The 24,781-nt window shown below is 73.6% G+C and carries 26 protein-coding genes and 1 pseudogene; 6 read left to right on the top strand and 21 right to left on the bottom strand.

Features of this window, described 5'->3' with window-relative positions; translation table 11 throughout:
* Window positions 1-80: 80 nt before the first annotated feature.
* A complete protein-coding gene (locus tag BGK67_RS30530; protein WP_069923100.1) occupies window positions 81-1,067 on the bottom strand; it encodes an isopenicillin N synthase family dioxygenase in 987 nt (328 codons plus the stop codon).
* A gap of 265 nt (window positions 1,068-1,332) precedes the next feature.
* Between BGK67_RS30530 and BGK67_RS30525 the strand changes: the two genes are divergently transcribed.
* The gene (locus BGK67_RS30525) at window positions 1,333-2,079 is read left to right on the top strand and encodes a glyoxalase/bleomycin resistance/extradiol dioxygenase family protein (protein WP_069924222.1); all 747 of its coding nucleotides are present in this window, start codon (window positions 1,333-1,335) and stop codon (window positions 2,077-2,079) included.
* Window positions 2,080-2,093: 14 nt separating this feature from the next.
* Here the strand turns inward: BGK67_RS30525 and BGK67_RS30520 are convergent, their stop codons facing one another.
* Window positions 2,094-2,936 carry a class II glutamine amidotransferase gene (locus BGK67_RS30520; RefSeq protein ID WP_069924221.1) on the bottom strand — a complete coding sequence of 281 codons (843 nt, stop codon included), beginning with the start codon at window positions 2,934-2,936 and terminating at the stop codon, window positions 2,094-2,096.
* A gap of 169 nt (window positions 2,937-3,105) precedes the next feature.
* On the opposite strand from BGK67_RS30520, the gene BGK67_RS30515 reads away from it, so the two are divergent.
* Both BGK67_RS30515 and BGK67_RS30510 read left to right on the top strand, forming a co-directional pair.
* Window positions 3,106-3,294 (top strand): DUF6381 family protein, encoded by a 189-nt coding sequence (locus BGK67_RS30515; RefSeq protein WP_069923099.1) that lies wholly within the window; start codon window positions 3,106-3,108, stop codon window positions 3,292-3,294.
* Between the two features lie 143 nt (window positions 3,295-3,437).
* The gene (locus tag BGK67_RS30510) at window positions 3,438-4,295 is read left to right on the top strand and encodes a DUF1206 domain-containing protein (RefSeq protein ID WP_079154461.1); all 858 of its coding nucleotides are present in this window, start codon (window positions 3,438-3,440) and stop codon (window positions 4,293-4,295) included.
* Window positions 4,296-4,313: 18 nt separating this feature from the next.
* Here the strand turns inward: BGK67_RS30510 and BGK67_RS30505 are convergent, their stop codons facing one another.
* A complete protein-coding gene (locus BGK67_RS30505; RefSeq protein ID WP_069923097.1) occupies window positions 4,314-5,687 on the bottom strand; it encodes a M64 family metallopeptidase in 1,374 nt (457 codons plus the stop codon).
* 139 nt (window positions 5,688-5,826) lie between these two features.
* On the opposite strand from BGK67_RS30505, the gene BGK67_RS30500 reads away from it, so the two are divergent.
* A complete protein-coding gene (locus tag BGK67_RS30500; protein ID WP_069923096.1) occupies window positions 5,827-7,206 on the top strand; it encodes a helix-turn-helix domain-containing protein in 1,380 nt (459 codons plus the stop codon).
* Here BGK67_RS30500 and BGK67_RS30495 read toward each other — a convergent pair.
* Window positions 7,169-7,396, bottom strand: coding sequence for a hypothetical protein (locus BGK67_RS30495; RefSeq protein WP_069923095.1), 228 nt, complete (start codon window positions 7,394-7,396; stop codon window positions 7,169-7,171). The two genes, BGK67_RS30500 and BGK67_RS30495, sit on opposite strands and share 38 nt — an antisense overlap.
* Window positions 7,397-7,542: 146 nt before the next feature.
* On the opposite strand from BGK67_RS30495, the gene BGK67_RS30490 reads away from it, so the two are divergent.
* Complete coding sequence (locus BGK67_RS30490) at window positions 7,543-8,046, top strand: DUF6328 family protein (RefSeq protein WP_069923094.1); 504 nt, start codon at window positions 7,543-7,545, stop codon at window positions 8,044-8,046.
* A 48-nt stretch (window positions 8,047-8,094) separates the two neighbouring features.
* On the opposite strand, the gene BGK67_RS30485 is transcribed toward BGK67_RS30490, so the two are convergent.
* The 17 genes and pseudogenes from BGK67_RS30485 to BGK67_RS30410 all read right to left on the bottom strand — a co-directional run.
* Window positions 8,095-8,349, bottom strand: a complete 255-nt coding sequence (locus tag BGK67_RS30485; protein WP_069923093.1) for a DUF6158 family protein — start codon at window positions 8,347-8,349, stop codon at window positions 8,095-8,097.
* A gap of 82 nt (window positions 8,350-8,431) precedes the next feature.
* On the bottom strand, window positions 8,432-9,508 hold the full coding sequence (gene hypE / locus BGK67_RS30480; protein ID WP_069923092.1) for a hydrogenase expression/formation protein HypE: 1,077 nt from the start codon (window positions 9,506-9,508) through the stop codon (window positions 8,432-8,434).
* On the bottom strand, window positions 9,501-10,637 hold the full coding sequence (gene hypD / locus BGK67_RS30475; RefSeq protein WP_069923091.1) for a hydrogenase formation protein HypD: 1,137 nt from the start codon (window positions 10,635-10,637) through the stop codon (window positions 9,501-9,503). Before hypD ends, hypE begins: the two co-directional genes overlap by 8 nt.
* A complete protein-coding gene (locus BGK67_RS30470; protein WP_079154460.1) occupies window positions 10,634-10,969 on the bottom strand; it encodes a HypC/HybG/HupF family hydrogenase formation chaperone in 336 nt (111 codons plus the stop codon). The genes hypD and BGK67_RS30470 overlap by 4 nt, the downstream gene beginning before the upstream one ends.
* Before the next feature lie 14 nt (window positions 10,970-10,983).
* Complete coding sequence (hypF, locus tag BGK67_RS30465) at window positions 10,984-13,332, bottom strand: carbamoyltransferase HypF (protein WP_069923089.1); 2,349 nt, start codon at window positions 13,330-13,332, stop codon at window positions 10,984-10,986.
* The gene (gene hypB / locus BGK67_RS30460) at window positions 13,332-14,174 is read right to left on the bottom strand and encodes a hydrogenase nickel incorporation protein HypB (RefSeq protein WP_069923088.1); all 843 of its coding nucleotides are present in this window, start codon (window positions 14,172-14,174) and stop codon (window positions 13,332-13,334) included. The genes hypF and hypB overlap by 1 nt, the downstream gene beginning before the upstream one ends.
* Before the next feature lie 3 nt (window positions 14,175-14,177).
* Entirely contained in the window at window positions 14,178-14,579 is a 402-nt protein-coding gene (locus tag BGK67_RS30455; protein ID WP_069923087.1) for a hydrogenase maturation nickel metallochaperone HypA/HybF, read from the bottom strand.
* A gap of 159 nt (window positions 14,580-14,738) precedes the next feature.
* Window positions 14,739-14,843: a DUF6893 family small protein gene (locus BGK67_RS41265; protein ID WP_432215490.1), complete on the bottom strand. Its 105-nt coding sequence runs from the start codon at window positions 14,841-14,843 to the stop codon at window positions 14,739-14,741.
* A complete protein-coding gene (locus BGK67_RS30450; protein WP_069923086.1) occupies window positions 14,840-15,355 on the bottom strand; it encodes a hydrogenase maturation protease in 516 nt (171 codons plus the stop codon). Before BGK67_RS30450 ends, BGK67_RS41265 begins: the two co-directional genes overlap by 4 nt.
* A complete protein-coding gene (locus BGK67_RS30445) occupies window positions 15,352-16,782 on the bottom strand; it encodes a hypothetical protein (protein ID WP_069923085.1) in 1,431 nt (476 codons plus the stop codon). The genes BGK67_RS30450 and BGK67_RS30445 overlap by 4 nt, the downstream gene beginning before the upstream one ends.
* Window positions 16,779-17,477: a DUF6084 family protein gene (locus BGK67_RS30440; protein ID WP_069923084.1), complete on the bottom strand. Its 699-nt coding sequence runs from the start codon at window positions 17,475-17,477 to the stop codon at window positions 16,779-16,781. The genes BGK67_RS30445 and BGK67_RS30440 overlap by 4 nt, the downstream gene beginning before the upstream one ends.
* Window positions 17,474-18,133 (bottom strand): DUF5947 family protein, encoded by a 660-nt coding sequence (locus BGK67_RS30435; RefSeq protein ID WP_069923083.1) that lies wholly within the window; start codon window positions 18,131-18,133, stop codon window positions 17,474-17,476. The genes BGK67_RS30440 and BGK67_RS30435 overlap by 4 nt, the downstream gene beginning before the upstream one ends.
* The gene (locus tag BGK67_RS30430) at window positions 18,130-18,645 is read right to left on the bottom strand and encodes a NifU family protein (RefSeq protein WP_069923082.1); all 516 of its coding nucleotides are present in this window, start codon (window positions 18,643-18,645) and stop codon (window positions 18,130-18,132) included. Before BGK67_RS30430 ends, BGK67_RS30435 begins: the two co-directional genes overlap by 4 nt.
* Window positions 18,642-20,426 (bottom strand): nickel-dependent hydrogenase large subunit, encoded by a 1,785-nt coding sequence (locus BGK67_RS30425; protein WP_069923081.1) that lies wholly within the window; start codon window positions 20,424-20,426, stop codon window positions 18,642-18,644. The genes BGK67_RS30430 and BGK67_RS30425 overlap by 4 nt, the downstream gene beginning before the upstream one ends.
* 70 nt (window positions 20,427-20,496) lie before the next feature.
* Window positions 20,497-21,552, bottom strand: coding sequence for an NADH-quinone oxidoreductase subunit B family protein (locus BGK67_RS30420; protein WP_069923080.1), 1,056 nt, complete (start codon window positions 21,550-21,552; stop codon window positions 20,497-20,499).
* Between the two features lie 71 nt (window positions 21,553-21,623).
* Window positions 21,624-23,393: a hydrogenase maturation protein gene (locus BGK67_RS30415; protein WP_069923079.1), complete on the bottom strand. Its 1,770-nt coding sequence runs from the start codon at window positions 23,391-23,393 to the stop codon at window positions 21,624-21,626.
* A 391-nt stretch (window positions 23,394-23,784) separates the two neighbouring features.
* Window positions 23,785-24,036: pseudogene (locus BGK67_RS30410) on the bottom strand (LysR family transcriptional regulator); the annotation flags it as partial.
* A 205-nt stretch (window positions 24,037-24,241) separates the two neighbouring features.
* Between BGK67_RS30410 and BGK67_RS30405 the strand changes: the two are divergent.
* Complete coding sequence (locus BGK67_RS30405; protein ID WP_244291357.1) at window positions 24,242-24,772, top strand: DUF6817 domain-containing protein; 531 nt, start codon at window positions 24,242-24,244, stop codon at window positions 24,770-24,772.
* Window positions 24,773-24,781: the final 9 nt, after the last annotated feature.

The following is a 24,781-nucleotide window of genomic DNA, read 5'->3' as shown; positions in this document are numbered from 1 at the left end:
CTCCGAAACTACTGAGCCCGCCCTGTCGGGTCGTCAGCTCACAGGAGGAGGAGGCCCTCCCACTCCGGAAGGGTGCGGGGTCACCCGGAAGTCGCACTCCCGTCGGTGACGCTGATGGCGCGCAGCTTCTCCCGCAGGTACAGATGGGAGTCGACGGGCTCGTGCACGACGCGCCCGAGGGGCGCGGGCAGGGACTCCACGCGGGTGTGCGCGTCGCATTCGTAGAAGTAGACCAGCGAGATCAGCTCCTCCGCGGGGGCGTCGGCGGGCGGCGGCAGGACGCGGTGGCGGCCGGCGCGCCAGCGGTCGCCGGTCCAGCGGGCCATCAGGTCGCCGATGTTCACGGTGAGCGCGGCCGGGTCGTAGGGGGCGTCCTGCCAGCCGTCGGCGTCGGTGTGGATCTGCAGCCCGCCCGCGCCCTGCTGGCGGTCGAGGACCGTGACCGTGCCGAAGTCGGTGTGGGGCCCGATGCGGAACTGGCCGGGCAGCGCGGGGCCGACGAGCTCGGCGGCCGGGTACCAGTTGACGTTGAAGCCCCAGGTGGGGTGGGAGGTGTGGCGGGTGAAGTGGTCCTCGTCGAGGCCGAGGGCGGTGGCCAGCAGCCGCAGCAGTTCGTCGGAGAGGGCCCGCATCAGGCCCACGTATTCGGTGACCAGGGGCCGCAGCGAGGGCACTTCCGCGGGCCAGGCGTTGGGGCGGAACCACTCCGCGTCCACGGCGGGCACGCCGGTGGGGTCCTCCGCCGCCCAGGACCAGGACTCCTTCAGGTCGGGCGGTGAAGCCGTCCCCTCGGCGTAGCTGTTGGCCTCGGCGCCGGGGCCGAGCCAGCCGCGGCCGCCCACCGGGACCGCGTACGGCTCCTTGGCACGGCCGGGCAGCAGGAAGAGCTCGCGTGCGGCCGCCCTGATCCGCGCGGGCAGCTGCGGGTCCACTCCGTGCCCGGTCACCAGGAGGAACCCGGCGGCCCGCAGGGCCTCGTCGACGCGTGCCGCCGTACGGGCCCGGGCGGCGGGCCCGCCCGACCTCCAGGGCTCGAGATCGATCACGGGGACCTGGGAGCGCGCCATGGGAGACCTGCCTTCCGGGGCCCGGCGGGGTGGCGTCCGCGTCGGAGGCTTCCGAGGCTATCGCCGTGCGCCGCTCACTGGTGGCGACCGCACGGCCACGTCCCCGAACCCATCGGTCGAGTGGATCCTCCGGAAAAGGACCAGAATGGGACGGTGGAAGGGCGAGGGGCGGGGCGGTGGTGCGGGTCGGGGGCTCACGTGGACGGAGCGAGCGGTGAAGGTATCGACGAAGGAGGTCTTCGGGGCCCCCTGCTGGGTGAGCCTGATGGCCCGCGACCTCGGCACGGCGCAGCGCTTCTACGGTGCGGTCGTGGGCTGGCCCTTCCGGCGGGCCCGGCTCGGCGACGCGTTCTCGGTCGCCGAACGGGACCGCGTGCCGGTCGCGGGCATCGGCGCGCTCGCCTCCGATCTGGGGGTCGCGGTGGCCTGGACCCCGTACTTCGCCGTCGACGACGCCGATGCGGCGGCGGACCGCATCCGCGAGCGCAGCGGCACCATCGCGGTCGGGCCGGTCTCCTTCGCCACCGGGGGCCGCGCGGCGCTGGTCGCCGACCCCGACGGCGCCGTCTTCGGGATCTGGCAGGGGGCCGTCGCCGCGCACTGGCGGGTGGGCAGGGACCAGGCGCCGGCCTGGCTGGAGCTGCGCACCAGGAACGCCTTCGACGCGGCGATCTTCTACGGGGCGGTGCTGGAGTGGGCCACCGGGCGCACCGGCTGCTGCGAGGTGTCCTACGAGGAGGACCAGGTGGTGCTGCGGCAGGGCGGCGAGCCCGTTGCCCGCCTCAACAGCGGCCCGGTGGAGCTGGCCGCCTACTCCCCGCACACCCGGCCGCGCTGGCACGTCCACTTCCGCGTCCCCCGGCTGCGGCCCGCGATCGAGGCCGCCGTGGAGCTCGGCGGGCGCATGGTCTCGGACATCACGTCGAACGCCACCGAGCGGTGGGTGGCGCTGCGCGATCCGGACGGGGCCCTCTTCACGCTGACCACCGCCCTGGCGGCGGACCCGGCGTAGTGGGGCCGTCCCTCTCAGGGTTCGGGCACGAAGGGCAGGTAGTCCACGCCGGGGGTGGCGGGGATCACCGCGTAGCTGGCTTCCGGCAGTTCGTTCCACACGCCGGGGAGGTCGCCCAGCGGCTCGGACACCACCAGCCGGGTCGCGTCGGAGACCTCGCCGAGGAAGGGCAGCTCGGGGTGGAGGTGGCGGACGGTCTCGGCGGCGCTGCTGTAGAAGAGCGACCTGGACTTGCCCTCGCTCGCGTAGCGGAACGCCCACAGGCGCTCGCCGTCGCTCACCGCGACCGTCATCTGGAGCGGGTCGCTCACTCCGTGCTCCTTGCCGACCCGCTCCACCAGGCCGACCATGCGGGCCACGGCGCCCGGCACGTCCTGGTCGAGGCCGTAGGTGACCGCCAGGTAGAACATCACCTCGGAGTCGGTGGAGCCCTCGATGCAGGGGAAGAGGGCCGGGTCCACGGCCATGCAGAGGTCGCGCTGGAGCCGGTGGAAGTCGGCGATCGCCCCGTTGTGCATCCACAGCCACCGACCGTGCCGGAAGGGGTGGCAGTTGGTCTGCTGGATGGCGGACCCGGTGGAGGCGCGGACGTGCGCGAAGAACAGCGGCGAGCGGACGTGCCCGGCCAGCTCCCGCAGGTTGCGGTTGTTCCAGGCCGGCGCGGTGTCCTTGAAGACGGCGGGGGTGCCGTCCCCGCTGCCGTCCGCGCTGTACCAGCCGACGCCGAACCCGTCACCGTTGGTCGACTCGACACCCATCCGCGCGTACAGGCTCTGGTTGATGAGCGAGTGCTCCGGGCGATACAGGACCGCGTCGAGCAGCAGTGGTGAACCCGAGTAGGCGAGCCAGCGGCACATGAACACCATCCCCTTGTCAGCCCTGGTCCGAGCCTAAGCCCTGGCGGCCGGGAACGGCGTGTTCGTGCCTCCGGGCGGGTCACGCTCGGTGACGGTTCGAGATGCGGGCGCACGGCCCCGCTGCTTCGCTGGATCCGCCCGCTCTCCCCCACCGATCCAAGGAGCGATCATGAGCGTTTCAGGCGAGTCCCGCGGCCGGTCCCAGCAGATGCGCGCCAAGGCCCAGGAACTGAACGATGCGGCGGACCGCTCGCAGGACCCGGAGGAGAAGCAGCGGCTGCGCGACAAGGCGCGCCGCCTCCAGGAGCAGAGCGAGCAGGAGAGCCGGATGGACGACCGGGGCATGGACCCGATGTAGTGCCCCGGCCTGTCCCCCGGCCGGTGGCCGCCCGTGATCCCCTGCGCGGCGGCCGCCGGCCGGTGTGCCGTCCAGGAGGCCTCGGGCTCTCGCCGCGCGGTGGCGCCCAGCATGGACCGGCCCGCCCCGGGTAGCCGCGCGTCATGACGGGTCGCGAGGGAACACACGAGGGTGCACCGCTGCGAAGTGCACGGCACGAGGGCCGGAGAACGGCCTCCCAGGGCGGTACGGGCCGCGAAGTGGTGGCGCGGTGCGGGCTGGCGGCACGCGGCGTGCTGTACGTGCTCGTCGGCGTGCTCGCCCTGCGGGTGGCGTTCGGCGAGAGCGGGCCCGAGGCGGACCGCACGGGCGCGTTGCAGGAGCTCACCCGGCAGCCCTTCGGCGGCTTCCTGGTGTGGGCCGTCGGCATCGGCCTGGTGTGCATGATGCTGTGGCGGCTGTCGGAGGCGGTGTTCGGCGCGGGTGGCCCCGACGGCGGCAAGGCCGGCAAGCGGCTGGCGGCGGCGGCGCGGGCCGTGTTCTACGGTGTCGCCGCGTTCTCGGTGCTGTCGTTCGCCGCCGGGACCGGCGGACAGGGGTCCAGCGACGAGCAGTCGCGCGACGTGACGGCGAAGGTCATGGAACTGCCGGGCGGTCCGTGGTGGGTCGGCCTGGCCGGTGCGGCGATCGCCGTCGGAGGCGTGGTGATCGCCGTAGGGGCGGCCCGGCGCAAGTTCCGCAAGCACCTGAAGACGGAGCAGATGTCCGACGGGGTCCGCAAGGGGGTCGACTTCCTCGGCGTCACCGGCGGCGTGGCCCGCGGCGCCGTGTTCGCCGCGGCGGGCGGCTTCCTCGTCTATGCGGCGACGCGCTTCGACCCGGCGGAGGCGAAGGGTGTCGACGACACCCTCCGCGCCTTCGCCCAGACCCCGGCGGGACCGTGGCTCCTCGTGCTGGTCGCCGCCGGGCTCATGCTGTTCGGGCTGTTCTCCTGGGCGATGGCCGTCTGGCGCCGGGTCTGAGGGACCTGGCGGCAGGGATCAGAGGCGGACCTGCCACTGCGCCTCGGACCGCAGGGTGCGGGCGATGCCGGGGTCGCGTACCGCCGGGGTGCGGTCCTCCGCGGTGACCTTGAGCCGGTGGGTGCGCAGGTCGAAGAGCCACAGGTCCGCCACCGCCACCTCGGTGCGGCCCTCGAACCGCTTCAGCTCCCTGCCGTCCAGGTACCACCGGACCAGGAGCTGGCGCCCGTCCGCTCCGGCCAGCCTGGGCACGGCCGCCTTCGCCGTGTGCCGCAGCCGCAGGGTGCGGTCGGTCGGGGTGAGCGGCGTGACGGTCCGTGCGTGGCGGTGGAACCCGCCGATCATCGCTTCGACTCCGGGCAGGTTGAAGGGCTTGCCCAGCACCCGCATGAGCGAGTTGTCCGTGGGCCGGTACAGCCCGGTGGCGAAGTAGCCGCCGCCCTCGTACGCGCCGACCGTGCCGCCGTCCGGGGAGGTTTCGCCGAGCCAGCGGTGCCACTTGGCCCGCTGGGCGGCCATCCGGTCGGCGGTCAGGGCGGAGCTGTTGGATTCGGCGGGCTCGGGGCCGGTGTACTTCTCGTAGTCGGGGACGCCGGCGTAGAAGTACTCGTCGGCGAGCTTGCCGAGCGAGTGGCCGGTCTCGTGGATGGCCACCTGACCTGACTTCGGGTGGCCGGCCGAAGCGGTCGATATCCCCTCGTAGCCCAGGGTGGCGCTGGGTTCGTTGTAACCCGCTCCCCCGTACTTGGCGCTGTTGGCGAGCACGATGACCAGGTCGGCCTCCGGCGCCTTCGCCACGTACGCGTCCACCTTGGGCTGGTCCACGCACAGCAGCCGCTCGATCTCCTCGCACCAGAAGTACGAGCCGAGGGCGGTGTCGCGGACGGCGTCCGGGGCGGGGTCGCCGGAGACTCCGGACTCCCGGGAGACGGCGTCGACCGTCCATACGTTGAACAGGTTCCGGTAGGTGGTGTACGGCTCGACAGCCGTCACCTCGTCCCACTTCTGCCGGGCGTCGGAGTGGAACCGCTCCAGCTCGCCGGCGGTGTAGCCGTCGCCGACGACGACCACGTCGAGGCGGTCGCCGGCGGGGCCGTTGTCGATCATCTTGGCGACGTCGCCGTCGGCGGCCCGCTCGGCCTCGGAGAGGCCGCCCGCGGTCTTCGCCCGGGCCCCGGCGGCCGGTACGCGGATGTGACCGGATCCGGCGTCGCCGCCGTGCTCCGGCCCCGGTATCTCCACCTCGATCCCGGCCCCGGCCGCCCGCGGTGCGGCGGCGGCTCCGGCCGGTGCGGACGGCACCAGGACGGCGGCCGCACAAGCCGCCGCCAGGGCGGCGCGCAGCGCCGGACCCCTGACCCGGCCCCTGACCCGGCCTCTGACTGGACGCATGAAGTCCTCCCCCTGGAACGGAAGCTAAGCAAGGAGTTAAGTCTGCTGAATCGGTTGCTTAAACTAGGGGGCGCGCCGGGCGTGCGCAATGACCTGATCCCCCTGAATACTGGGGAGTTCGAGCAACCAGGGGGATTCCATGGACGAACCGGCCCGCATCGGCAGCAGGGTTCAGCGGATGCGCACCGAACTGGGCTTGACACAGCGGCAGTTGGCGGAGCCCAATTACACGCCTGCCTACATCTCCACGCTGGAGTCGGGCCGGGTCCGTCCGTCCGAGACCGCGCTGCGCTTCCTCGCCGGCCGTCTGGGCACCTCGTACGAGGAGCTGGCCACCGGCCGCCCCGCCCACCTGGCCACCGAGCTGCGCCTGGCGCTCGCCGAGGCCCAGCAGACCCTCGCCACCGGCGAGGCCGGGGACGCGGCCGCACGCTACCGGCGACTGCTCGACGAGGCGCGCCGGCTCGCGCTGGCCCCCGAGCAGGCGGAGGCCTTCATCGGACTGGGCGAGTGCGCCCTGGAATCGGGGGAACTCCCCGATGCGATCGGCCACTTCGAGGCGGCCGAGCGCCTGCTGGCCGATGAGCCGCTGACCCGCCGGGCCCGCCCCATCCGCGGCCGCGCCGTCGCCCACCTGCTCGCGGGAGAGCTGCGCTACGCCTGCTACCTGCTGGAGTCGGCCATCGACGAGCTGGGCGCGAGCGGGCTGGCCGACCCCGAGGCGCTGGTCCTGCTCTACGCCGCGGTGATCGGGCCGTACATCGACATGGGCGCCCACGCCCGCGCCGCCCACGCGGCCGAACTCGCCCTCGCGCTCGCCCCGCAGGTCAGCGATCCGGCGCTGGTGGCGGGGATGCACCGGCAGGTGGCGCGGACGTTCCTGGCCGAGGGCCGGGTGGCCGACGCCGACGCCTCGCTCGCCAAGGCCCAGGCGATCTACGGGCAGCTGCGGCTGCGGACCGATCTGGCGCACTGCCACTGGATGCGCGGATACGTGCAGGCGCAGAACGGCGAACTCGAGGCGGCGGAGCGCGAGCTGCGCACGGCCCGGGAGATGCTGGCCGCCCGGCACGCGGCCCTGTACACGGCGCAGGTGGAGGTGGAGCTGGCGGACGTACTGCGCCGGCTCGGCCGGTCCGGGGAAGCGGCGGAGCTGCTCTCGGCCCTGCTGGACCTGGGCGACAGCCACGGCGCGGTGCACGCCGCGGGCGCACACCGGCTCCTCGGCCTGATGGCCGAGGAGCGCGGTGAGCCCGAGAGCGCAGAGGAGCACTACGTGCAGGCGCTGGCGCTGCTGGAACGCAGCGGAGCCAGCGGTGACCTCGCGGACCTGTGCCGGATGCTGGGCGATCTGCTGCGCCGGACGGGCCGGACCGAGGCGGCGCTGGACGTGTACCGCACGGGCCTGGGCCACCGGGCGGCGCCGGGCACCACCACCCTGGGCCCGGCGCCCGCCGCGCCCCTCTACGGGTCGGTGCGGATCAGTGGTTCTCGGTGGGCTGGAGGTCGCGCGGAATGAGCGCCCAGGTCGTGGCCGCCGCGGCGACCGCGAGCCCGCCGGCCATGAGGAGCAGGAGGCTGCCGGAGAGGATCGCCAGGACGATCCACCGGCGGGGGTCGAGCGCGGCGGGGTGCCTGAGGTTCCGTTCGGGGTGGTGCAGGGGGGCGGGCCGAGCCGGGGGCTCAGCGGACAGCTGCTCTTCGGACATCACGATGAGACTCGTTCACCTCGAACGATACAAAATCGTCTCATCAGAGGCAAACGTGACGCACTTTTCAGTCCCGACCCTGCCGTCGGCTCACGCTGGAGGGACCATGGACGAAACGAGGAACGAGAGCGCCACCGGGAGGCGCCATGCGCGAAGAAGGAGTCGACGCCGCACGGGGTGACGGCAGGGACGAGACCGAGGAAGAGCGCGCCGACCGGCAGTGGCAGGAGCTGGTGCAGGAGATCCGGGTCGCCCAGACGGGCGTGCAGATCCTCTTCGGCTTCCTGCTGACCGTCGTCTTCACCCCCCACTTCCAGGGGCTGCCGCAGACGGACAAGACGATCTACATCGTGACCGTGGTCCTGGGATCCCTGTCCACCGGCGCGCTCATCGGGCCGGTCGCCTTCCACCGCATCGTCTCGGGCCGCCGGATGAAGCCCGAGGCCGTCGTGTGGGCCTCACGGCTCACGTTCGCGGGGATCCTGCTGCTGCTGGCCACGCTCACCGCCGCGCTCCTGCTGGTGCTGCGGGTGGCCATGCACAACGCCTTCGTGCCCTGGCTGGTGGCCGGCGTGCTGGCCTGGTACCTGCTGTGCTGGTTCGCCCTGCCGCTGTGGGCGCGCATGCGCTACACGAACAACGACGACTGACGCCGGCGCCGGCTCCGTCCGGGGGCGGGGCCGGAGCCGGGTCGGAGCCTATTCGCCGCCTGGCTCGCCCGTCCCGCGGGCCCGGGCGCCCGAGCGGGTGCGGCCGGGGGTCTGGGCCCGCTGCGGGTGGCGGCGTACGTACTCGTGCTCCAGCTCGTTCATCCGCTGCGTGTGGGTGACCAGGGCGTCGTCCGACCCGTGCAGCAGCGTCTCGTGTCGTGTGCGGTGGATGGCCTCCAGCTCCTTGAGCAGGCGGCCTTCCTCCAGATTCCGCGCCGACGGACCGCCGTCGTGCTCCGTCATGGCACGCACACCTCCTCCGCGCTCGCTCCGGCCTCCGCAGAAACGGCCCTCGCCCCTTCCATCATCTCCTGCCCGGCCCGCATCAGCAGATGCGCGGCAGTTGCTCCCCGATGGGCAGGTCGACCACGCGGGTGCCGCCGAGCCCCGTACGGGCCACGACCATGCCCGGGTGGTCGGCGACGGCCTCGCCGATCACCGCCGCGTGCCGGCCCAGCGGGTGGGCGCGCATGGCGTCGAGCACGGCGTCCGCGTGCTCGCGCGGCACGAACGCGACCAGCTTGCCCTCATTGGCCACGTACAGCGGGTCGAGGCCGAGGATCGCGCACGCGTTCCCGACGGCGGCGGGGACCGGCACCCGGCCCTCCTGGATGACCACGCCGGTCCCGGAGGCCGCCGCGATCTCGTTGAGGGAGGCCGCCAGACCGCCGCGGGTGGGGTCGCGCAGGACGTGCAGGTCCGGGGTGACGGCGAGCATGGCCTGGACGAGACCGCCCAGGGCCGCGCAGTCGCTCTCGATGTCCACGCCGAACTCCAGCCCGTCCCGGACGCTCAGGATGGCCACCCCGTGCAGGCCGATCTCGCCGCTGACGATCACGACGTCACCGGGCACGACCCGCTGGGGGCGCAGGTCCACGCCCGCGGGGATGAGCCCGATGCCCGCGGTGTTGATGTAGACGCCGTCGCCGTGGCCCGCCTCGACGACCTTGGTGTCACCGGTCGCCACCTCCACCCCGGCGGCGCGCGCCGCGGCTCCGAGCGCCTCGGCCACCCGCGCGACCACCGACATCTCGACGCCCTCTTCGAGGATGAACCCGCAGGAGAGGTACGCGGCCCGGGCCCCGCTCATGGCCAGGTCGTTGACCGTGCCGTTGACCGCGAGGTCGCCGATGCCGCCGCCCGGGAAGAACAGCGGCCGTACGACGTACGAGTCGGTGGAGAAGGCCAGCCGGACCCCGCCCAGGGTGACCGCGGCCGAGTCCCCGAGCTGGGCCAGGACCTCGCCGCCGAAGGCGGGGGCGAACAGGTGCTGGACCAGTTCGGCCGAGAGCGCGCCTCCCCCGCCGTGGCCCATCACCACGCGGGGGCGGTCGCGCAGGGGGGCCGGGCAGGTCCAGCCGGTGATGTCGAGTGCGGTCGTGTGCGGTGCGGTCTCAGGCAACGGGGCTCGCCTCCGGCGAAACGGCGGTCCGGGCGGGAGTGAGTTCCAGCCGGCGGTACAGGTAGTACGCGGCGCACGCGCCCTCGCTGGACACCATCGTGGCGCCGAGCGGGCTGCGCGGGGTGCACAGGGTGCCGAAGGCCTCGCACTCGTGCGGCTTGAGCAGCCCCTGGAGCACCTCGCCGCTACGGCACTCGGCGGGTTCGAGGGTGTTGATGCCGGTCACCGAGAAGCGGTGCTCGGCGTCGTACTCCCGGTAGCGCGAGGACAGCCGCCAACCGCTGTCCGGGATCACCCCGATGCCCCGCCAGGCCCGGTCGGTGACCTCGAAGACGTCCTCCAGCATGGCGAGGGCGGCCGGGTTCCCCTCGGGGCGCACCGCGCGCGCGTAGGCGTTGTCGACGGTGTGCTCGCCGCGCTCCAGCTGGCGTACCGCGCGCCGTACGCCTTCGAGGATGTCCAGCGGTTCGAAGCCGGTCACGACGATCGGGACCCGGTGGCGGGCCGCCAGCTCCGGGTACTCCCCCATGCCCATCACACTGCACACGTGCCCGGCCGCGAGGAAGCCCTGGACCCGGCAGCTGGGCGAGCGCATGATCGCCTCGATGGCCGGGGGGACGCGGACGTGGGAGACCAGCAGGCTGAAGTTGCGGATGCCGAGCTTCCTGGCCTGGTACACCGTCATGGCGTTGGGCGGCGCCGTGGTCTCGAAGCCGATGCCGAAGAACACCACCTCGCGGCCCGGGTTCTCCTGCGCGATCCGCAGCGCGTCGAGGGGGGAGTACACCACCCGTACGTCGCCCCCCTCGCTGCGCACCTGGAAGAGGTCGCGGCCGGTGCCGGGCACGCGCAGCATGTCGCCGAAGGAGCAGAAGACGACGTCCGGACGGGAGGCGATCTCCAGGGCCTTGTCGATGACCTCCAGCGGGGTGACGCACACCGGGCAGCCCGGGCCGTGGATCAACTCCACCTGTTCGGGCAGGAGCTGGTCGATGCCGTGCCGGATGATGGTGTGGGTCTGGCCGCCGCAGACCTCCATCAGGGCCCACGGGCGGGTCACGGTGGCGTGGATGTCGTCGAGCAGCCTGCGGGCGAGCTCGGGGTTCTGGAACTCGTCGATGTACTTCACGGGCGGGCTTCCTCCTGCGCTGCGGCTGCGTCCGGGTCGTCGGAAAAGGGCCAGGGATCGCCGCCCGCGGCCGCGGCCTGTTCCCAGGGGTCGCCGAACTCCTCCTGCAGCATGCCGAGCTGCTCGAAGAGTTCGAGGGTCTGGCGGGCCGACTCCTCGTCGAGGCGCTGGAGGGCGAAGCCCACGTGGACGATGGCGTACTCGCCGACCTGGAGGTCCGGCAGATACTCCAGGCACACCTCCTTCTGCACGCCGCCGAAGTCGACGGTCGCCATGCGGGTGCCGTCCCTCTCCCCGATGTCGAGCACTCGTCCGGGAACCGCCAGGCACATGGGCTTCTCCTCAACTAGGAATGGTGATCCGCGGCGTGGACCGCTGCCGCGACCATGAGCTGGCCCAGCGACAGGCCGCCGTCGTTCGGCGGGATCCGCAGGTGGCGCAGGACGGTGAAGTCCCGCTCGCGCAGGATGCGGGCGCAGGCCGAGGAGAGCAGGGTGTTCGCGAAGACCCCGCCGGTCAGCGCGACGGTGTCCAGGCCGTGCCGCTCGCGGGCCAGGACGCACAGCGCGCCGACGAGTTCGGCCACCGCGGTGTGGAAGCGGGCGGCGATCCGCGCCGGATCCGTGCCGGCGCGCACGTCGGCCGCCACGGCGGCCAGCACGGGCGCCGGATCGGCGGTCACCGGCCCCTCGGCACCGTCCGGCGGCGGGCGCAGCGCGAAGGCGTACCCCCGCGCGGGTCCGGCGGCTGTGAGGCCGCCGAGCGCCGCGGATTCGAGCTCGATCGCGGCCTGCGCCTCGTAACCGGAGCGGTGGCAGACCCCGGCCAGGGAGGACACCGCGTCGAAGAGGCGGCCCATGCTGGAGGTGGGGACGCAGTTCAGATTCCGTTCCAGCTGCCCGCGCAGTACCCGCAGTTCGTCGGGCGGGCAGGCCGCGACGCAGGGCAGGTCCGGGCTCCATGCGAGGCCCGTGGCCCGCAGCTGGGACAGGGCCATGCGGTACGGGCGGTGCACGGCCGCGTCGCCGCCCGGCAGCGGGACGTAGGCGAGGTGGGCGAAGCGCGTGTAGCCGGCGTAGTCGGCCAGCAGGAACTCGCCGCCCCACACCGCGCCGTCGTCCCCGTGGCCCGTGCCGTCGAAGGCGACTCCGATCACCGGCCGGCCGCCGTCCAGGCCGTGTTCGGCCATCGCCGAGGCGATGTGGGCGTGGTGGTGCTGTACGCGGACCAGCGGTCGGCCGGCGGCGTCGCGCCGGGCGCGCTGCCCGGAGCGGTAGCCGGGGTGGAGGTCCGCCGCGAGCACGGCCGGGGTGACACCGGTGATCGACTCCAGTTGCCGCTCGGCGCGTTCGCGGGCGTACTGGGTGGCCAGGTCGTCCATGTCGCCGATGTGCGCGGACAGCCAGGCCCTTCGTCCTTCGCCGAGGCAGAAGGTGTTCTTCAGGTCTCCCCCGGCGGCGAGGACCGCGGGCACCGGCAGCGGCAGCGCGACGGGCAGCGGGGCGTATCCGCGGGAGCGCCGCAGGGTCAGCGGCTCACCGTCGCAGACGCGCACCACCGAGTCGTCGCAGGGCACGTGGATCGGGCGGTCGTGGGTGAGCCAGGCGTCGGCGAGGGGGGCGAGCCGGTCCAGGGCCTCGTCGTCGTCGGTGACGATGGGCTCGCCGGAGAGGTTTCCGCTGGTCATGACGAGCAGCCGGGGACCGGGCGGGTCGCCGGGCAGTCCGAGCAGCAGGTGGTGCACGGGGGTGTAGGGGAGCATCACGCCGAGGTCGGGGCAGCGCGGCGCGACCTCGTCGGCCACCTCCCCGGCGGGCGCGGCGGCGCGGCGGCGCAGCAGCACGATCGGACGGGCCGCCCCGGTCAGCAGGGCGCGCTCCTCGGGCCCGGTGTGGACGAGGTGTTCGAGGTCCGCGAGGCCGCGGGCCATGAGGGCGAACGGCTTGTCCCCGCGGCGCTTGCGGCGGCGCAGTTCGGCCACCGCCGCGGGACGGGAGGCGTCGCAGGCGAGGTGGTAGCCGCCGATGCCCTTGACGGCGAGGACCGCTCCGGCGGCCAGCAGCCGCCGGGCCTCGGCGACCGGGTCCGGGCCGGTCACCTCGTGCGGCGGGTGCCCGGCGAGCAGCCTCAGCCGGGGCCCGCAGGCCGGGCAGGCGACGGGCTGCGCGTGGAAGCGGCGGTCGGCGGGGTCGGCGTACTCACGGGCGCAGTCGGGGCACATCGGGAACGCGGCCATCGTGGTGTGGGCCCGGTCGTAGGGCAGCCCGGTGACGATGGTGAAGCGCGGTCCGCAGTGGGTGCAGGTGATGAAGGGGTGTCGGTGGCGGCGGTCTGCGGGATCCGCGAGCTCGGCCAGGCAGTCCGCGCAGGTGGCCACGTCCGGGGGGACGAGCGTGCGGGCGGGGCCGCCGGTCCGGGAGGCGACGATGGTGAAACCGGTGCCGCCGGCGACCGGCACCCGGCGGTGGTCCACCGCGTCCACCACCGCCAGCGGGGGCGCGTCCGCCGCGAGCCGGTCGCAGAACGCGGTGACGGCGGCCGGGGCGCCCTCGACCTCCGCGACGACGCCCTCGGGGGTGTTGGTGACGTGCCCGGCGAGGCCGAGGCCGGTGGCGCGGGTGTACACGTACGGCCGGAAGCCGACACCCTGCACCACGCCCCGGACGGTGATGCGGCGCCGCTCGACGGTCTCCATCAGCGCGTCGGCCCCACGGCGTGCGGCGTTCCGTGGGGGTGGCCGTCCTCGCCGTGCTCGTGGCCGCCGTGCTCGTCGCCGTGCTCGTGGTCGTGCTCGTGGTCGTGATCGCCGTGGTCGTGCCGGTGGCCGTGGTCGTGCCCGTGCGTGCGGGGGTGCCCCGCCATGACCGGCGTGTGCGCCGCGGCGCCCGCGCCCACGGCCAGCGCCCGGTCCAGGAGCAGGCCCGCGCCCTCCCCGGTGCGGGCGGACGTCAGCACCACCTCCACACCGGGGTTGACCCGCTGGACGTTGGCGCGGAAGGCGGCCTCGTCGAAGCCGACGGCCCGCGCGATGTCCGTCTTGGTCACCACCACCAGTTGCGCCGGCCCGAAGGCGGTCGGGTACTTCAGCGGCTTGTCCTCGCCCTCGGTGACCGAGGCGAGCACCACGCGCAGGGACTCGCCGAGGTCGTAGGAGGCGGGGCAGACGAGGTTGCCCACGTTCTCCACGAACAGGAGCCGGGTGTCCTCGGGCAGCCATCCGTCCAGGTACCGGCCCAGCATGGCGGCCTCCAGGTGGCAGAGCCCGTCGGTGAGCACCTGCTTGACCGGTACTCCGGAACGGGCCAGCCGCCGTGCGTCGTTCTCGGTGGCGAGGTCGGCGGTCAGCGCGGCCACCGGCCCCCCCCGCTCCCGGGCCAGGAGCAGTTCGCGCTCCAGCAGTTCCGTCTTCCCGCTGCCCGGGCTGGAGAGCAGGTTGACGAGCACGGTTCCGCGTGCGGCGAGTTCGACGCGCAGGGCGTGCGCCGTCTCCTCGTTCTTGGCGAGTACCGCCTGCCGTAGATCGACCACTCGGCACATGGTTCAGCCCTCCTCGGAGATCGGTTCGCGGGTACGGGCGGTGCGAGGGGCGGGACCGTCCTCCCAGTCCACGGTGAGGATCCGCAGCTCGCGGCCCGCGACCAGCTCGACGTCGGTGGCCCGCGCGCAGCCGGGGCAGCACAGGTCGGGGGGCATGCCGGTCGGCCAGGCGTGCCCGCAGGCACCGCACCGGGCGCGGGCCGCCACCGTCTCGGTGACGAGGCGGGCGCCTTCCAGTACGGTTCCGGCGCAGGCCAGTTCGAAACAGAAGGCCAGGGCGTCCGGGACGACCCCCGCCAGCTCCCCGACCTCGAGCCGGACGGCCGTCACCGCGCTCGCGCCGCCGGACTCGGCCGCTTCCTCCACCTGGCCGACGACGGCCATGGCGATCGACATCTCGTGCATCGGACTCCGTCCTGCCGGGGCTCATTACACCGGCAGGACGGAGGCGGGGCGGGCGGGCACGCCGACGTGGGGCACGCCCCGTACGCCGTTCGGGCGCACGCCGCGCGTACGCCGGAACGGGCACCCGGGCGGGCACCCGGGCCCGGGCGCGGCGGCTGCTCACATCCTGCTCAGCCGCAGGTAGCGCCTGATGTCGGGGAGGACTTCCTTCAGTACGAGGGCGAGCGCGGCGGTGGCGGCGCCGTAGAGGACGGCCTTCTTCATGGGGTTCTCCTCAGTGCGGCGGGGGATGGCGTCGCGGTCTCGTCACGGAGCAGGTCCAGCACCATGCGGGCGGCCCGCGGTACGGCCGCGGCCACGGGCGGGCTCAGGCCGATGCCCTCCTCGACCGAGGCCGGTTCGCAGCCGACGACGAACGTCCGGCGGGGCGGGACGGTTCCGGTGCCGGCGCACAGGGTGTCCAGGAGCGCGAGCACCGCGTCCGGAGACATGTGGTGGCCGTCGAGGACGGCGCCGCCGGGCCCCGCGCTCCCGTCGGGCTCGATGAGGTAGAGCGTGCCCGGCTCGCCGCCGCGTGCGGTGGCGTCGACCATCACGAGCGTGTCGTAGCCGTCGAGGAGCTGGTAGGCGAGGTGGACCCCGCGTACGCCGAAGTCCACCACCTCCACTCCGTCGGGCAGCCGGTGCGCGGACAGGGCCCGCACGGTCTCGACGCCGAATCCGTCGTCGCCGAGAAAGACGTTGCCGATACCGGCGATCAGCGTCCCGCCGCTCACGCGTCCTCCAGGGGGGTGACCTCGTCGGGCTGGAAGTAGAGGAAGCGGCCCTGCTCCCGCCGGATGTCCGCGCCCGGGTCGCCCTCGACGGTCACGGCGAGGTGGACTCCCCCGTCGACGTCGTGCAGGACCGCCTCGACCCGGGCGGCCATGCCCTGGAGGAACAGGTCCTGGGCGTCGGTGCGGCGCAGGCCCGGGCGCAGCAGCACGCGGCTGCCCACGCCCACCGGCGTGCCGTCGACGAGGATCCGGTCGCGTGCCGGGTCGGCGGTGTCGTCCCGGGCCGGGTCCCACCAGGGGGTGTCGGGCCGGAACACCGCTTGCTCGTCGGGGAGTTCGGTGAGGGTTTCGGGGAGTTCCGGCTGCGCTCCGCCCGGTTCGGTGATCTCGCGCAGGGCGCGCACCGCCCCGTGCAGCCGCTCCAGTACCTCGGGCGGCATGGTGTCGGCCAGGTCGATCACGGCGGCGGCGCGGGCGTCCGTCCCGCGTGCCTCGCGCTTCTCCCGGTCGGTGAGGGCGGCCGTGCGCAGGGCGAGGATCTCGTCGATCTCGGTGGCGTCGTACATCGCGCCGAGGCTCTCGGGGGCGATGGCCGGGTGGTCCTCCAGGATGATCGGGGAGGACAGGACCACGTCGGCGCGGCCGGGTTCGCCGGCCAGCACGGGCCAGGTGTGACGGTTGGCGCAGGAGGCGACGGCTGCCCTGGCCCACTCCGGCGGGTCGGTCATCGACAGGAAGGAGCCGGCGTCGAGGCCCAGCAGGAGGTGGGCCGCGACCAGCGACCGGGGCAGGGCCGCGTCACGGTCGGCCGCCCCGTCCGGCGGCGTCCACGGGCTGGTGTTCTCCACGACCGCCGTGAGCTTGAACACCCGGTAGGCGCCTTCGAGTTCGGTGGCGCGCAGGCGGACCACGCCCTCGACCTCCTCGGTACGCCGCACCAGGCGGCCGACGGCGCGGCCGTCGGGGCCCAGGACGGGCTCGGTGCTCTCGCGGGCGGGCCGCCGGAAGGGAAGGGTGAACCCCTCGCCCGCCAGTTCGGCCACGCCGACCGACAGCTCGACCCGCTCCTCGGCCCCCTCGTCCCAGGGGACGAGGACCCGGTCCGCCAGGTGCAGTTCGGCCACGTCCGTGAAGGTGCCGTCGGTCAGGGCCTGTTGGACCGTACGGCGCTGCGCGTGCAGGAAGCGCAGCTCGACGGCGAGGCGGGCGTCGCCCTTCGGCTCCATCAGGATCTCGGTCTGCTGCTGGGCGTGCTCCTCGTGTGCCGGGCCCCAGGCGGGCGGGACCAGTACGCCGAACTGCCAGCGCAACCGGTTCTTGGCCGCCGAGGCCCGGTAGGGGTAGAGCACGTAGCCCTCGAAGAGGACGGCGTCGGCCACCTGCCGGGCGGTGGCGAAGCGGGAGTCCGCCGCGGCCGTCGTGGTCATGGCGCGGTCCTCTCGGTGGCACGGGGCAGTACGGAGCCGAACCGGACGGGCGGGCACGGCGGTTCGGACGCGGCGGCCGCGTCGAGGAGGGTGCGTACGGTGGCCTCCCAGGAGGCGAGCGAGTGCCGTGAGCGGAAGGCGAGCAGCTCCGCCATCATGTCGCGGGGCAGCCGCAGCCAGCCGCAGCCCGGGAAGTGCTGCTCGATCATCTCCCGCCACACCGGTACCGGCAGGCGGTACGAGGCTTCGCGGTCCCAGGGGACGGGCTCGACGCGGAAGCCGCCCGCGCCGGTGAAGGCGGTGCCGGAGAACAGCATCAGCAGGGGCGCCTCGCCCTCCTCCAGCGCGTGGAAGTAGCGGGTCGCCGCGATGTCCATGTCGTAGGTGCAGGGGACGGCCAGGTCGATCTCGGTCTCCCCGGTGAAGCCTGGCACCATGAGCGGGACCTGGGCGAACTGCACGGGCTGGAGGGTGCTGCCCCAGCGGCCGCGCTCGCCGAACAGGTCGGCCAGGCCGTCGGCCTCGGCGGGGCCGTAGGCGCGCCGGGCCGGTTCGATGCGGATCTGGCAGCGCAGGGCGAGGGCGTGCACCCGGGCGTCGCCGGCGGCGGTGATCCGCAGCCGGAAGACGAGGGTGGGTCCGGCGGCGTAGCCGTCGGCGCGTACCCCGGTGCAGGTGAAGCCGAGTTCGGTCATAGCGGCCGCGCCCCGGCGGTGTCGGCCGGCACCTTGGCCCGGCGTTCCACCTGGTCGAAGAAGGCGTCGAGGGCTGCGCGGGCCTCGGCGCCGCCGTCGAAGCCCTGCCACAGAAGCCTCATCCGGCCCACCAGTTCGTAGCAGATGTCGATGGGCACGAGGTAGCAGGCGGTGCGGCCCTCCGCGCGGCGCAGCAGGAGGGCCTCCACGTCGGGTTGGAGCAGGGCGGCCAGCCGGCCGCCGCCGAGCACGGTCTGCCAGGTCTGCGGGTCCAGTTCGCTCTCGGTGGCTCCGGCCGGGCTCGGGTAGAGCGCGACCAGGCGGTCGAGGGCGGCGTTGCGGAAGAAGAAGGCGACGCCGACCGGGATCTGGAGCAGCTCCCAGGCTCCCTCGTCGAGGGGGTGGCCGGGATCGGCGAGGTAGCGGTCGGGCACCGCGCGGTACCGGCCGGTGGTCGTGCCCGGCCGGTCGAACAGCAGGGCGCAGGCGGTGCAGGCGCAGACCAGAGCCCGCTTCTCGGTCTCCACGAGGTGGCGGTGGCCGTCCTCGGGCACCGCCACCCCGCACAGTTCACAGGTTTCGGGGCGCGGCGGGCGCGGGCCGGCGAACCGCCGCAGGCCGCCCGGTGCGCCCGTACGGGCGGGCCGGGGGTTCACGGCACCCGCGCCGGGGACGGCGGGCGGGCGGAGATCTGCAGCAGGGCGGGCTGCGGGGCGGCCTGCTCCGTCTCGACCCGGGTGACTTCGGGCGCGAAGGAGGCCAGGGTGTCCTCCAGCGTCTGCCGCCCGCCGGCGCTGCCGCAGCCGCAGCCGCTGCCGCCGGACTCGAGGCGCAGCCGCAGCACCCCGGTGCCCTCGTCGAAGCCGAGCACCTCCACGGGCTCCGCGGCGGCGGCCAGGGCGCGGGAGATGCGGGTGTGCACGTCCTCGGGGTGCAGGTCGTGCAGGGCCAGCAGGCTCGCGACGAGCTCGTCGTCGAGCAGCGGGCGCAGCGGCGCCTCGCCGAGCTGCCCGACGATCCGGGCGAGGCCCGCCCCGTAGAAGTCCATGAGGACGCGCACCAGTTCCTCGGCGGCCGCGCACGCCTCGCGGTCGCCGGTGGCGGCGAGCCGGTCGAGCACCTCCTCGACGCGGCGGCCCGTCTGCCGGGCGTCGGCGGCCGCGCTCATCCGCCCAGTCCGCTCAGGCCGGTGGGCACGTGCATGGTCTTCACGGTTTTGCCGCCGCCCACGTACATGTGGACGCCGCACGGCAGACAGGGGTCGAAGCTGCGCACGGCGCGCATGATGTCGATCCCCTTGAAGTTCTCCGGGGTGTTCTCCTCGAAGATCGGGGTGTTCTGGACGGCGTCCTCGTACGGTCCCGGGGTGCCGAAGGTGTCGCGGGTGCTGGCGTTCCACGGGGTCGGCGGGTACGGGTGGTAGTTGGCGATCTTGCCGTCGCGGATCACCATGTGGTGCGAGAGCACGCCCCGTACGGCCTCGGTGAAGCCGACGCCCAGGCCCTCGTCCGGGACCTCGAACTTCTCCCAGGTCTGGGTGCGCCCGGCACGGACCTCGGCCAGCCCCTTCTCGGCGCAGTGCAGGGCGATGGCCGCCGCGTACGCCTGGAAGTACGTGCGGGCGCGGTTGCGCTCCAGCGCGTTGCTCCACTTCGGGATCTTCCACTCGAAGCGGGTCTCGGGCTTGGTCATCGTGCGCGGCAGCGTGATGACGACGCTGTGCCCGGTGGCCTGTACGTAGTCGGTGTGCACGAGCCCGGACAGCGCGGTGGACCACAGGCGGGCGATGGGGCCGCCGCCGGTGTCGAGCGCGAGGTGGTCCTTGCCGTCGAACCAGCGGGGCGACATCACCCAGCTGTACTTGTCGTCGAAGTTCCGCTTCTGCGGGGCGGGGATGGTGTGCTGGTTCCACGGGTGGCGGGGGTCGACCGGGTTGCCGAGCGGGTCGTGGGTGACGAACTGCTCCTGGCCCTGCCAGTCGTCGTAGTACGAGCTGCCGAGCAGGATGCGGATGCCGAGGTTGATCTCGGTGAGGTCGTTGGTGACCAGTTTGCCGTCGACGACCACGCCCGGGGTGACGAACATCTTCCGTCCCCAGTCGGTCATGTTGGCATAGGTGAAGTCGCAATACTCGGGGTCGTTGAGGGCGCCCCAGCAGCCGAGCAGGACGCGCCGGCGGCCGACCTCCTCGTACCCGGGCAGGGCCTCGTAGAAGAAGTCGAAGAGGTCGTCGTGGAGCGGGACGACGCGCTTCATGAACTCGCAGTACCGCATGAGGCGGCTCATGTAGTCGGTGAAGAGCTGCACGGAGGCGATGGTGCCGACGCCGCCCGGGTAGAGGGTGGAGGGGTGCACGTGGCGGCCCTCCATCAGGCAGAACATCTCGCGCGTGTAGCGGCTGACCTGGAGGGCCTCGCGGTAGAACTCGCCCTCGATGGGGTTGAGGGAGCGCATGATGTCGGCGATGGTCTTGAAGCCGTGCTCGCCGGCGTGCGGGGCGGGGGTGCGCTCGGCCAGGTCCAGGACGCCGGGGTTGGTCTCGCGGACCATCTTCTCGCAGTAGTCGACCCCGACCAGGTTCTCCTGGAAGATGTTGTGGTCGAACATGTACTCCGCCGACTCGCCGAGGTTGATGATCCACTCGGCGAGGTGGGGCGGCTTCACCCCGTAGGCCATGTTCTGCGCGTACACGGAACAGGTGGCGTGGTTGTCGCCGCAGATCCCGCAGATGCGGCTGGTGATGAAGTGAGCGTCGCGGGGGTCCTTGCCGCGCATGAAGACGCTGTATCCGCGGAAGACCGACGAGGTGCTGTAGCACTCCGCGACCCGCTTCTGCTTGAAGTCGATCTTCGTGTGGATGCCGAGGCTGCCGACGATCCGGGTGATCGGATCCCAGGCCATCTCCACCAGGCCGCTGCCGTCGCCGGCCGCCTTCGTCTTCGGTGTCATCGTGTCTGCCGTGACCCTTCCTGCTGCTGCGCTGCGCGAGTGCGTGATCGGAGTGGGAGGTGCGGGGCGGTCACCAGGGCGGGCGGTAGCCCGTGGTGAGCTTCTGGCCGGTGCGGCGCCACTTGGGCTCCTGGTCCACGGTGTGCGCCGTGATGGACCGGAGCTTGCGGACGACCGCCCCGTACGCGCCGCTGGCCTTGCTGGACACCTTGGCGCCGGGGGGTTCGTCCATGAACGGCATGAACTTGTCGGGGAAGCCGGGCATCGTGCAGGCGATGCAGATGCCGCCGACGTTGGGGCAGCCGCCGATGCCGTTCATCCAGCCGCGCTTGGGGACGTTGCACTTGACGACGGGGCCCCAGCAGCCGAGTTTGACCAGGCACTTGGGCGAGTCGTAGGTGTGGGCGAACTGGCCCTGCTCGTAGTAGCCGGCCCGGTCACAGCCCTCGTGGACGGTGGCGCCGAACAGCCAGGTCGGCCGCAGCTTGTCGTCGAGGGGGATCATCGGGGCCGATCCGGCCGCCTGGTAGAGCAGGTAGGTCAGGGTCTCCGAGAAGTTGTCCGGCTGGATCGGGCAGCCCGGCACGCACACGATCGGGATGCCGGCCTTGGAGGTCCAGTCCCAGCCCAGGTAGTCGGGCACGCCCATGGCGCCGGTGGGGTTGCCCTCCATGGCGTGGATGCCGCCGTACGTGGCGCAGGTGCCGATGGCGACGACGGCGAGGGCCTTGGGAGCCAGCCGGTCGATCCACTCGCTGGTGGTGATGGGCTGGCCGGTCTCGGGGTCGTCGCCGAAGCCGCACCAGTAGCCCTCGGGTTTGATCTTCTCGTTCGGGATGGACCCCTCGACGACGAGGACGAAGGGGTCGATCTCGCCCCGCTCACCCTTGAAGAACCACTCGATGAAGGTGTCCGCGCCCCCGACGGGCCCGCACTCGAAGTCGATCAGCGGCCAATGCACCGCGATCTTGGGCAGCCCCGGCAGGACGCCCATCACGATCTCCTCGATGCTGGGCTGCATGGCGGCGGTCAGCGAGACGGAGTCGCCGTCGCAGCTCAGCCCCGCGTTGATCCAGAGGATGTGGATCGGGGGGTCTTCGACCGGGGTCGACGTCGCTGGATCCATGGGGATGCCTCCTCGGGGAGGTGCTCGGGGCGGAGTGCGGGCGAGGCGGCGTTGAGGCCTCGTCTTTCTTGCTAGCAGCCGGGCGCCCGGCATGCCGCGTCTTGTGCGGCCGGTCCAGTGACGGGGCGCCGCCGGGAGGGCAGCGGCTCGGTGTGCCTCCCGGCGACGGTGCGTGCCAGGTGGGGCGGCGTGGCCGTCGCGGGCTCCTTGCGTACGAAGGCGCGCCGCAGGGTGTGGTAGGGGGCGTCGGGGTCGAAGAAGGTCTTCCGCATCAGGGCGAGTTCGGCCTCCCGGTAGGCGGCCAGGGGCTTGCGCGCCTCGTCGCGGTCGCGCCGCGCCTTCTTGGCGGCGATCCGGGAGGCGGTGGAGAGCAGGCCGGCCAGCCGCGTCGCGAGCCGCGCCGTCTCGTCGGCGAAGGCCTGGGGCGCGCAGGGCACCGTACGGTCGGTCAGCCCCAGCCGGTGCGCGGCCGCCGCGCTCAGCGGCAGGGCCTCGGTGGTGAGGCGCTCGGCGACGCCGGTGCCTACGCGGCGGGGCAGGGTGTACGTCCAGTACTCGGAGCCGTGCAGTCCCATGAGGCGGTAGTGCGGGTTGAGGACCACGCCGGAGCGGCACCAGACCTCGTCGGCGGCGAGGGCGAGCATGGCCCCGCCGGCGGCGGCGTTGCCGCCGAGGGCGGAGACGACGAGGCGGTCGGTGGTCGTGAGCACGGCCTCGACCAGGTCGTCCATGGCGTTGATGTTGGCCCAGGACTCCTCGGCCGGGTCGGCGGCCGCCTCGATGACGCCGAGGTGGATGCCGTTGGAGAAGAAGTCGCGGCCGCCGCCGAGGACCAGTACGGAGGTGGGGCGCGAGCAGGCGGTCCGGTAGGCGTCGAGCAGCCGCCGGCAGTGGGCGGTGCTCATCGCGCCGCCGGGGAAGGCGAACGACAGGAAGCCGGTCTGCCCCTCCTCGCGGTAGGCGATGTCGGACCAGGTTCCCCGGCCCGCGCCGGCGTGCGGCGGGGCGGGGAGTTCGGGCAGCGCGGGCAGCCGGCCGGCGAGGGCCGCGGTCGCGGGCAGTTTGGGGGCGGCGGGCCCCCCGGGGACGCGGCGGGCGCGGAGTTCGGGGATCCAGACGGCGCCGTCGGCGGTGGCCCGGCAGACGGCTCCCGCACGGGTGGCGAGCAGTTCCCCGGGACGGCCGCGCAGGCGGTCCTCGGCGTGGCCTCCGTGCAGGAACCACTCCCCGCCGAGCAGTTCGTCCCGTACGCCGGGCTGCGAATCGGCGGCGCGCAGGGCGCTCAGGACGCGGGCCGTGGAGTCCGTCCGCCAGTCGATCCGCCGGTCCTCCTGGCGCATCGCGGGGCGCGTGCGTCCGGCGGTCTGCGGCTGCGGGGTGTGGGTCCCCGAGGCGAAGCGGCCGACGGCGAGGAGTACGGCCTCCAGCGCGGCGTCGGCGATCTCGCCGCGGTAGAGGTCGCTCTTGCCCACGGGCGGGACGGGGCACGCGACCTCGGCCCAGACGGCTCCGGCGTCCATCTCGGCCTCGGCCTGCAGGACCGTGACGCCCCACCGGGCGGCCTGCTCGTGCAGGGCCCAGTCGAGCGAGGAGGGGCCCCGGTCGCCGACGGGTCCGGGGTGGACGATCAGGCAGGTGTACGCGGCCCAGACCTCCTCGGGGAGGGCGGTCCGCAGCATGGGCGCGATGACGAGGTCGGGCCGGTGCCGGTGGACGGCGGCGGCCAGGGGCACGTGGGGCAGCGCGAGTTCGACCGCCACGCTGTGGCCGTGGTCGCGCAGCTCGGCGTGGACCCGCTGGGTGAGGCTGTTGAACGCGCTCGCGACGAGCAGGACGTGCACGTGGTCTCCCGGCGGCAGCCCGGATCCGCGGCGCCGGAGCGCCTCGGCTGGTCATGGCCGGACGCCGACGCGAACGTCATGACCGGCCGCCTGAGATGCTCGGGCACGGCGGCGGCGGGCAGCCGGGCACCGAGCGGTGGTGTCACCCGAAAGCGCGGCCGGCGGGGGCCACTCGGCCCTGGGGCGGGCCTCGTCCCGGGCCGGGCTCGCGGCGGGTCGCCGGGGGTCAGCGGGCGGCGGCGCGGGCGGTGCAGCTGCGGGCCACCTCCGCGGCGAAGGCCCGGCCGGCGGGGCGAGGGCGGACCAGCGGCGGACCGCCCAGCCGACGGCGAGGGGCGGCAGGGCGGGGATCGGGACCAGGCGCAGCGGGCCGTCGGTGCCGGGGACCCGCCAGGTCGTCCAGGCGGCGCAGGGCGCCGTCGAGGCCGGCGATGCCGTCGGCGGCGGCCGCCTGCAGGATGCGCCCGGCCTCGGTGGGCACCACGCCGCGGGCGTGGCGCTCCAGCAGGCTCGCGCCGGTCTGCTTCTCCAGGCGGACGTGCTGGCTCACGGCGGACTGGGTGCGGCCGAGGTCGCGGGCCACGGCACTGAGGCTGCCGGCGCGGCATACGGCCACGAACACCCGGAGGTCGTCGAGGGTCATGGGACCCGAGCTAGCGCTTGGATCCGGAGAGCAGATCGGAGGATTGACTCGGGTGTCGGGCCGGACCAGGATCGGTGCAGGGCCCCGGCGGCAACCCGTGCCGCGTCTTCGCCACGGGGTCCGGACCCCCGGCGCGGATGGGAGACGGGTGCCGACCCACCACCTTCCGGGCCCTTGCTCTCCGGCTTCCTGAAAGGACCTGCCCGTGCCGGACCACGTCGTCGCATGGCTGCGGGAACTCGGCGCCGATCGCGTGCCGCATCCCGGCGGAACGCTGCTCGTCCACCTGGTACGGGTACGGCAGCTGCTCGCCTCCTGGGGAGCGCGGCCCACGCTCCGGCAGGCGGGACTGTGCCACGCGTTCTACGGGACGGACGGGTTCGCGACCGCCCTGCTGCCGCTCGCGCGGCGGCCCGAACTGGCCGCGGCGATCGGCTCCGAGGCCGAGGAGATCGTCTACTTGTACGCCTCCTGCGACCGGGCGGCGTCCTATCCGGCGCTCGGCGAGGGGACGGCGGCCTTCCGGGACCGGTTCACCGGCCGTGTCCACTCCCCCGCCCCGCAGCCGCTCCGTGACTTCGCCGAGCTGTCGGCGGCCAACGAGCTCGACCTCGCGCGGACCGATCCAGCCTTCCGGGCGCGGTGGGGCGCCGGGCTCCTCTCGCTGTTCGGGGGGTTCCGGGAGCTGCTGAGCGAGCCGGCCTGGCGGGAGTGCCAGGCCGTGCTCGGCGACTGAGGGGGCGGC

This window comes from Streptomyces subrutilus, assembly GCF_001746425.1.
In the GTDB taxonomy this organism is placed as follows: Bacteria; Actinomycetota; Actinomycetes; order Streptomycetales; family Streptomycetaceae; genus Streptomyces; species Streptomyces subrutilus_A.
The sequence above is the reverse complement of the archived record's forward strand: the minus strand, read 5'-3'. Positions and strand labels throughout refer to the sequence as shown.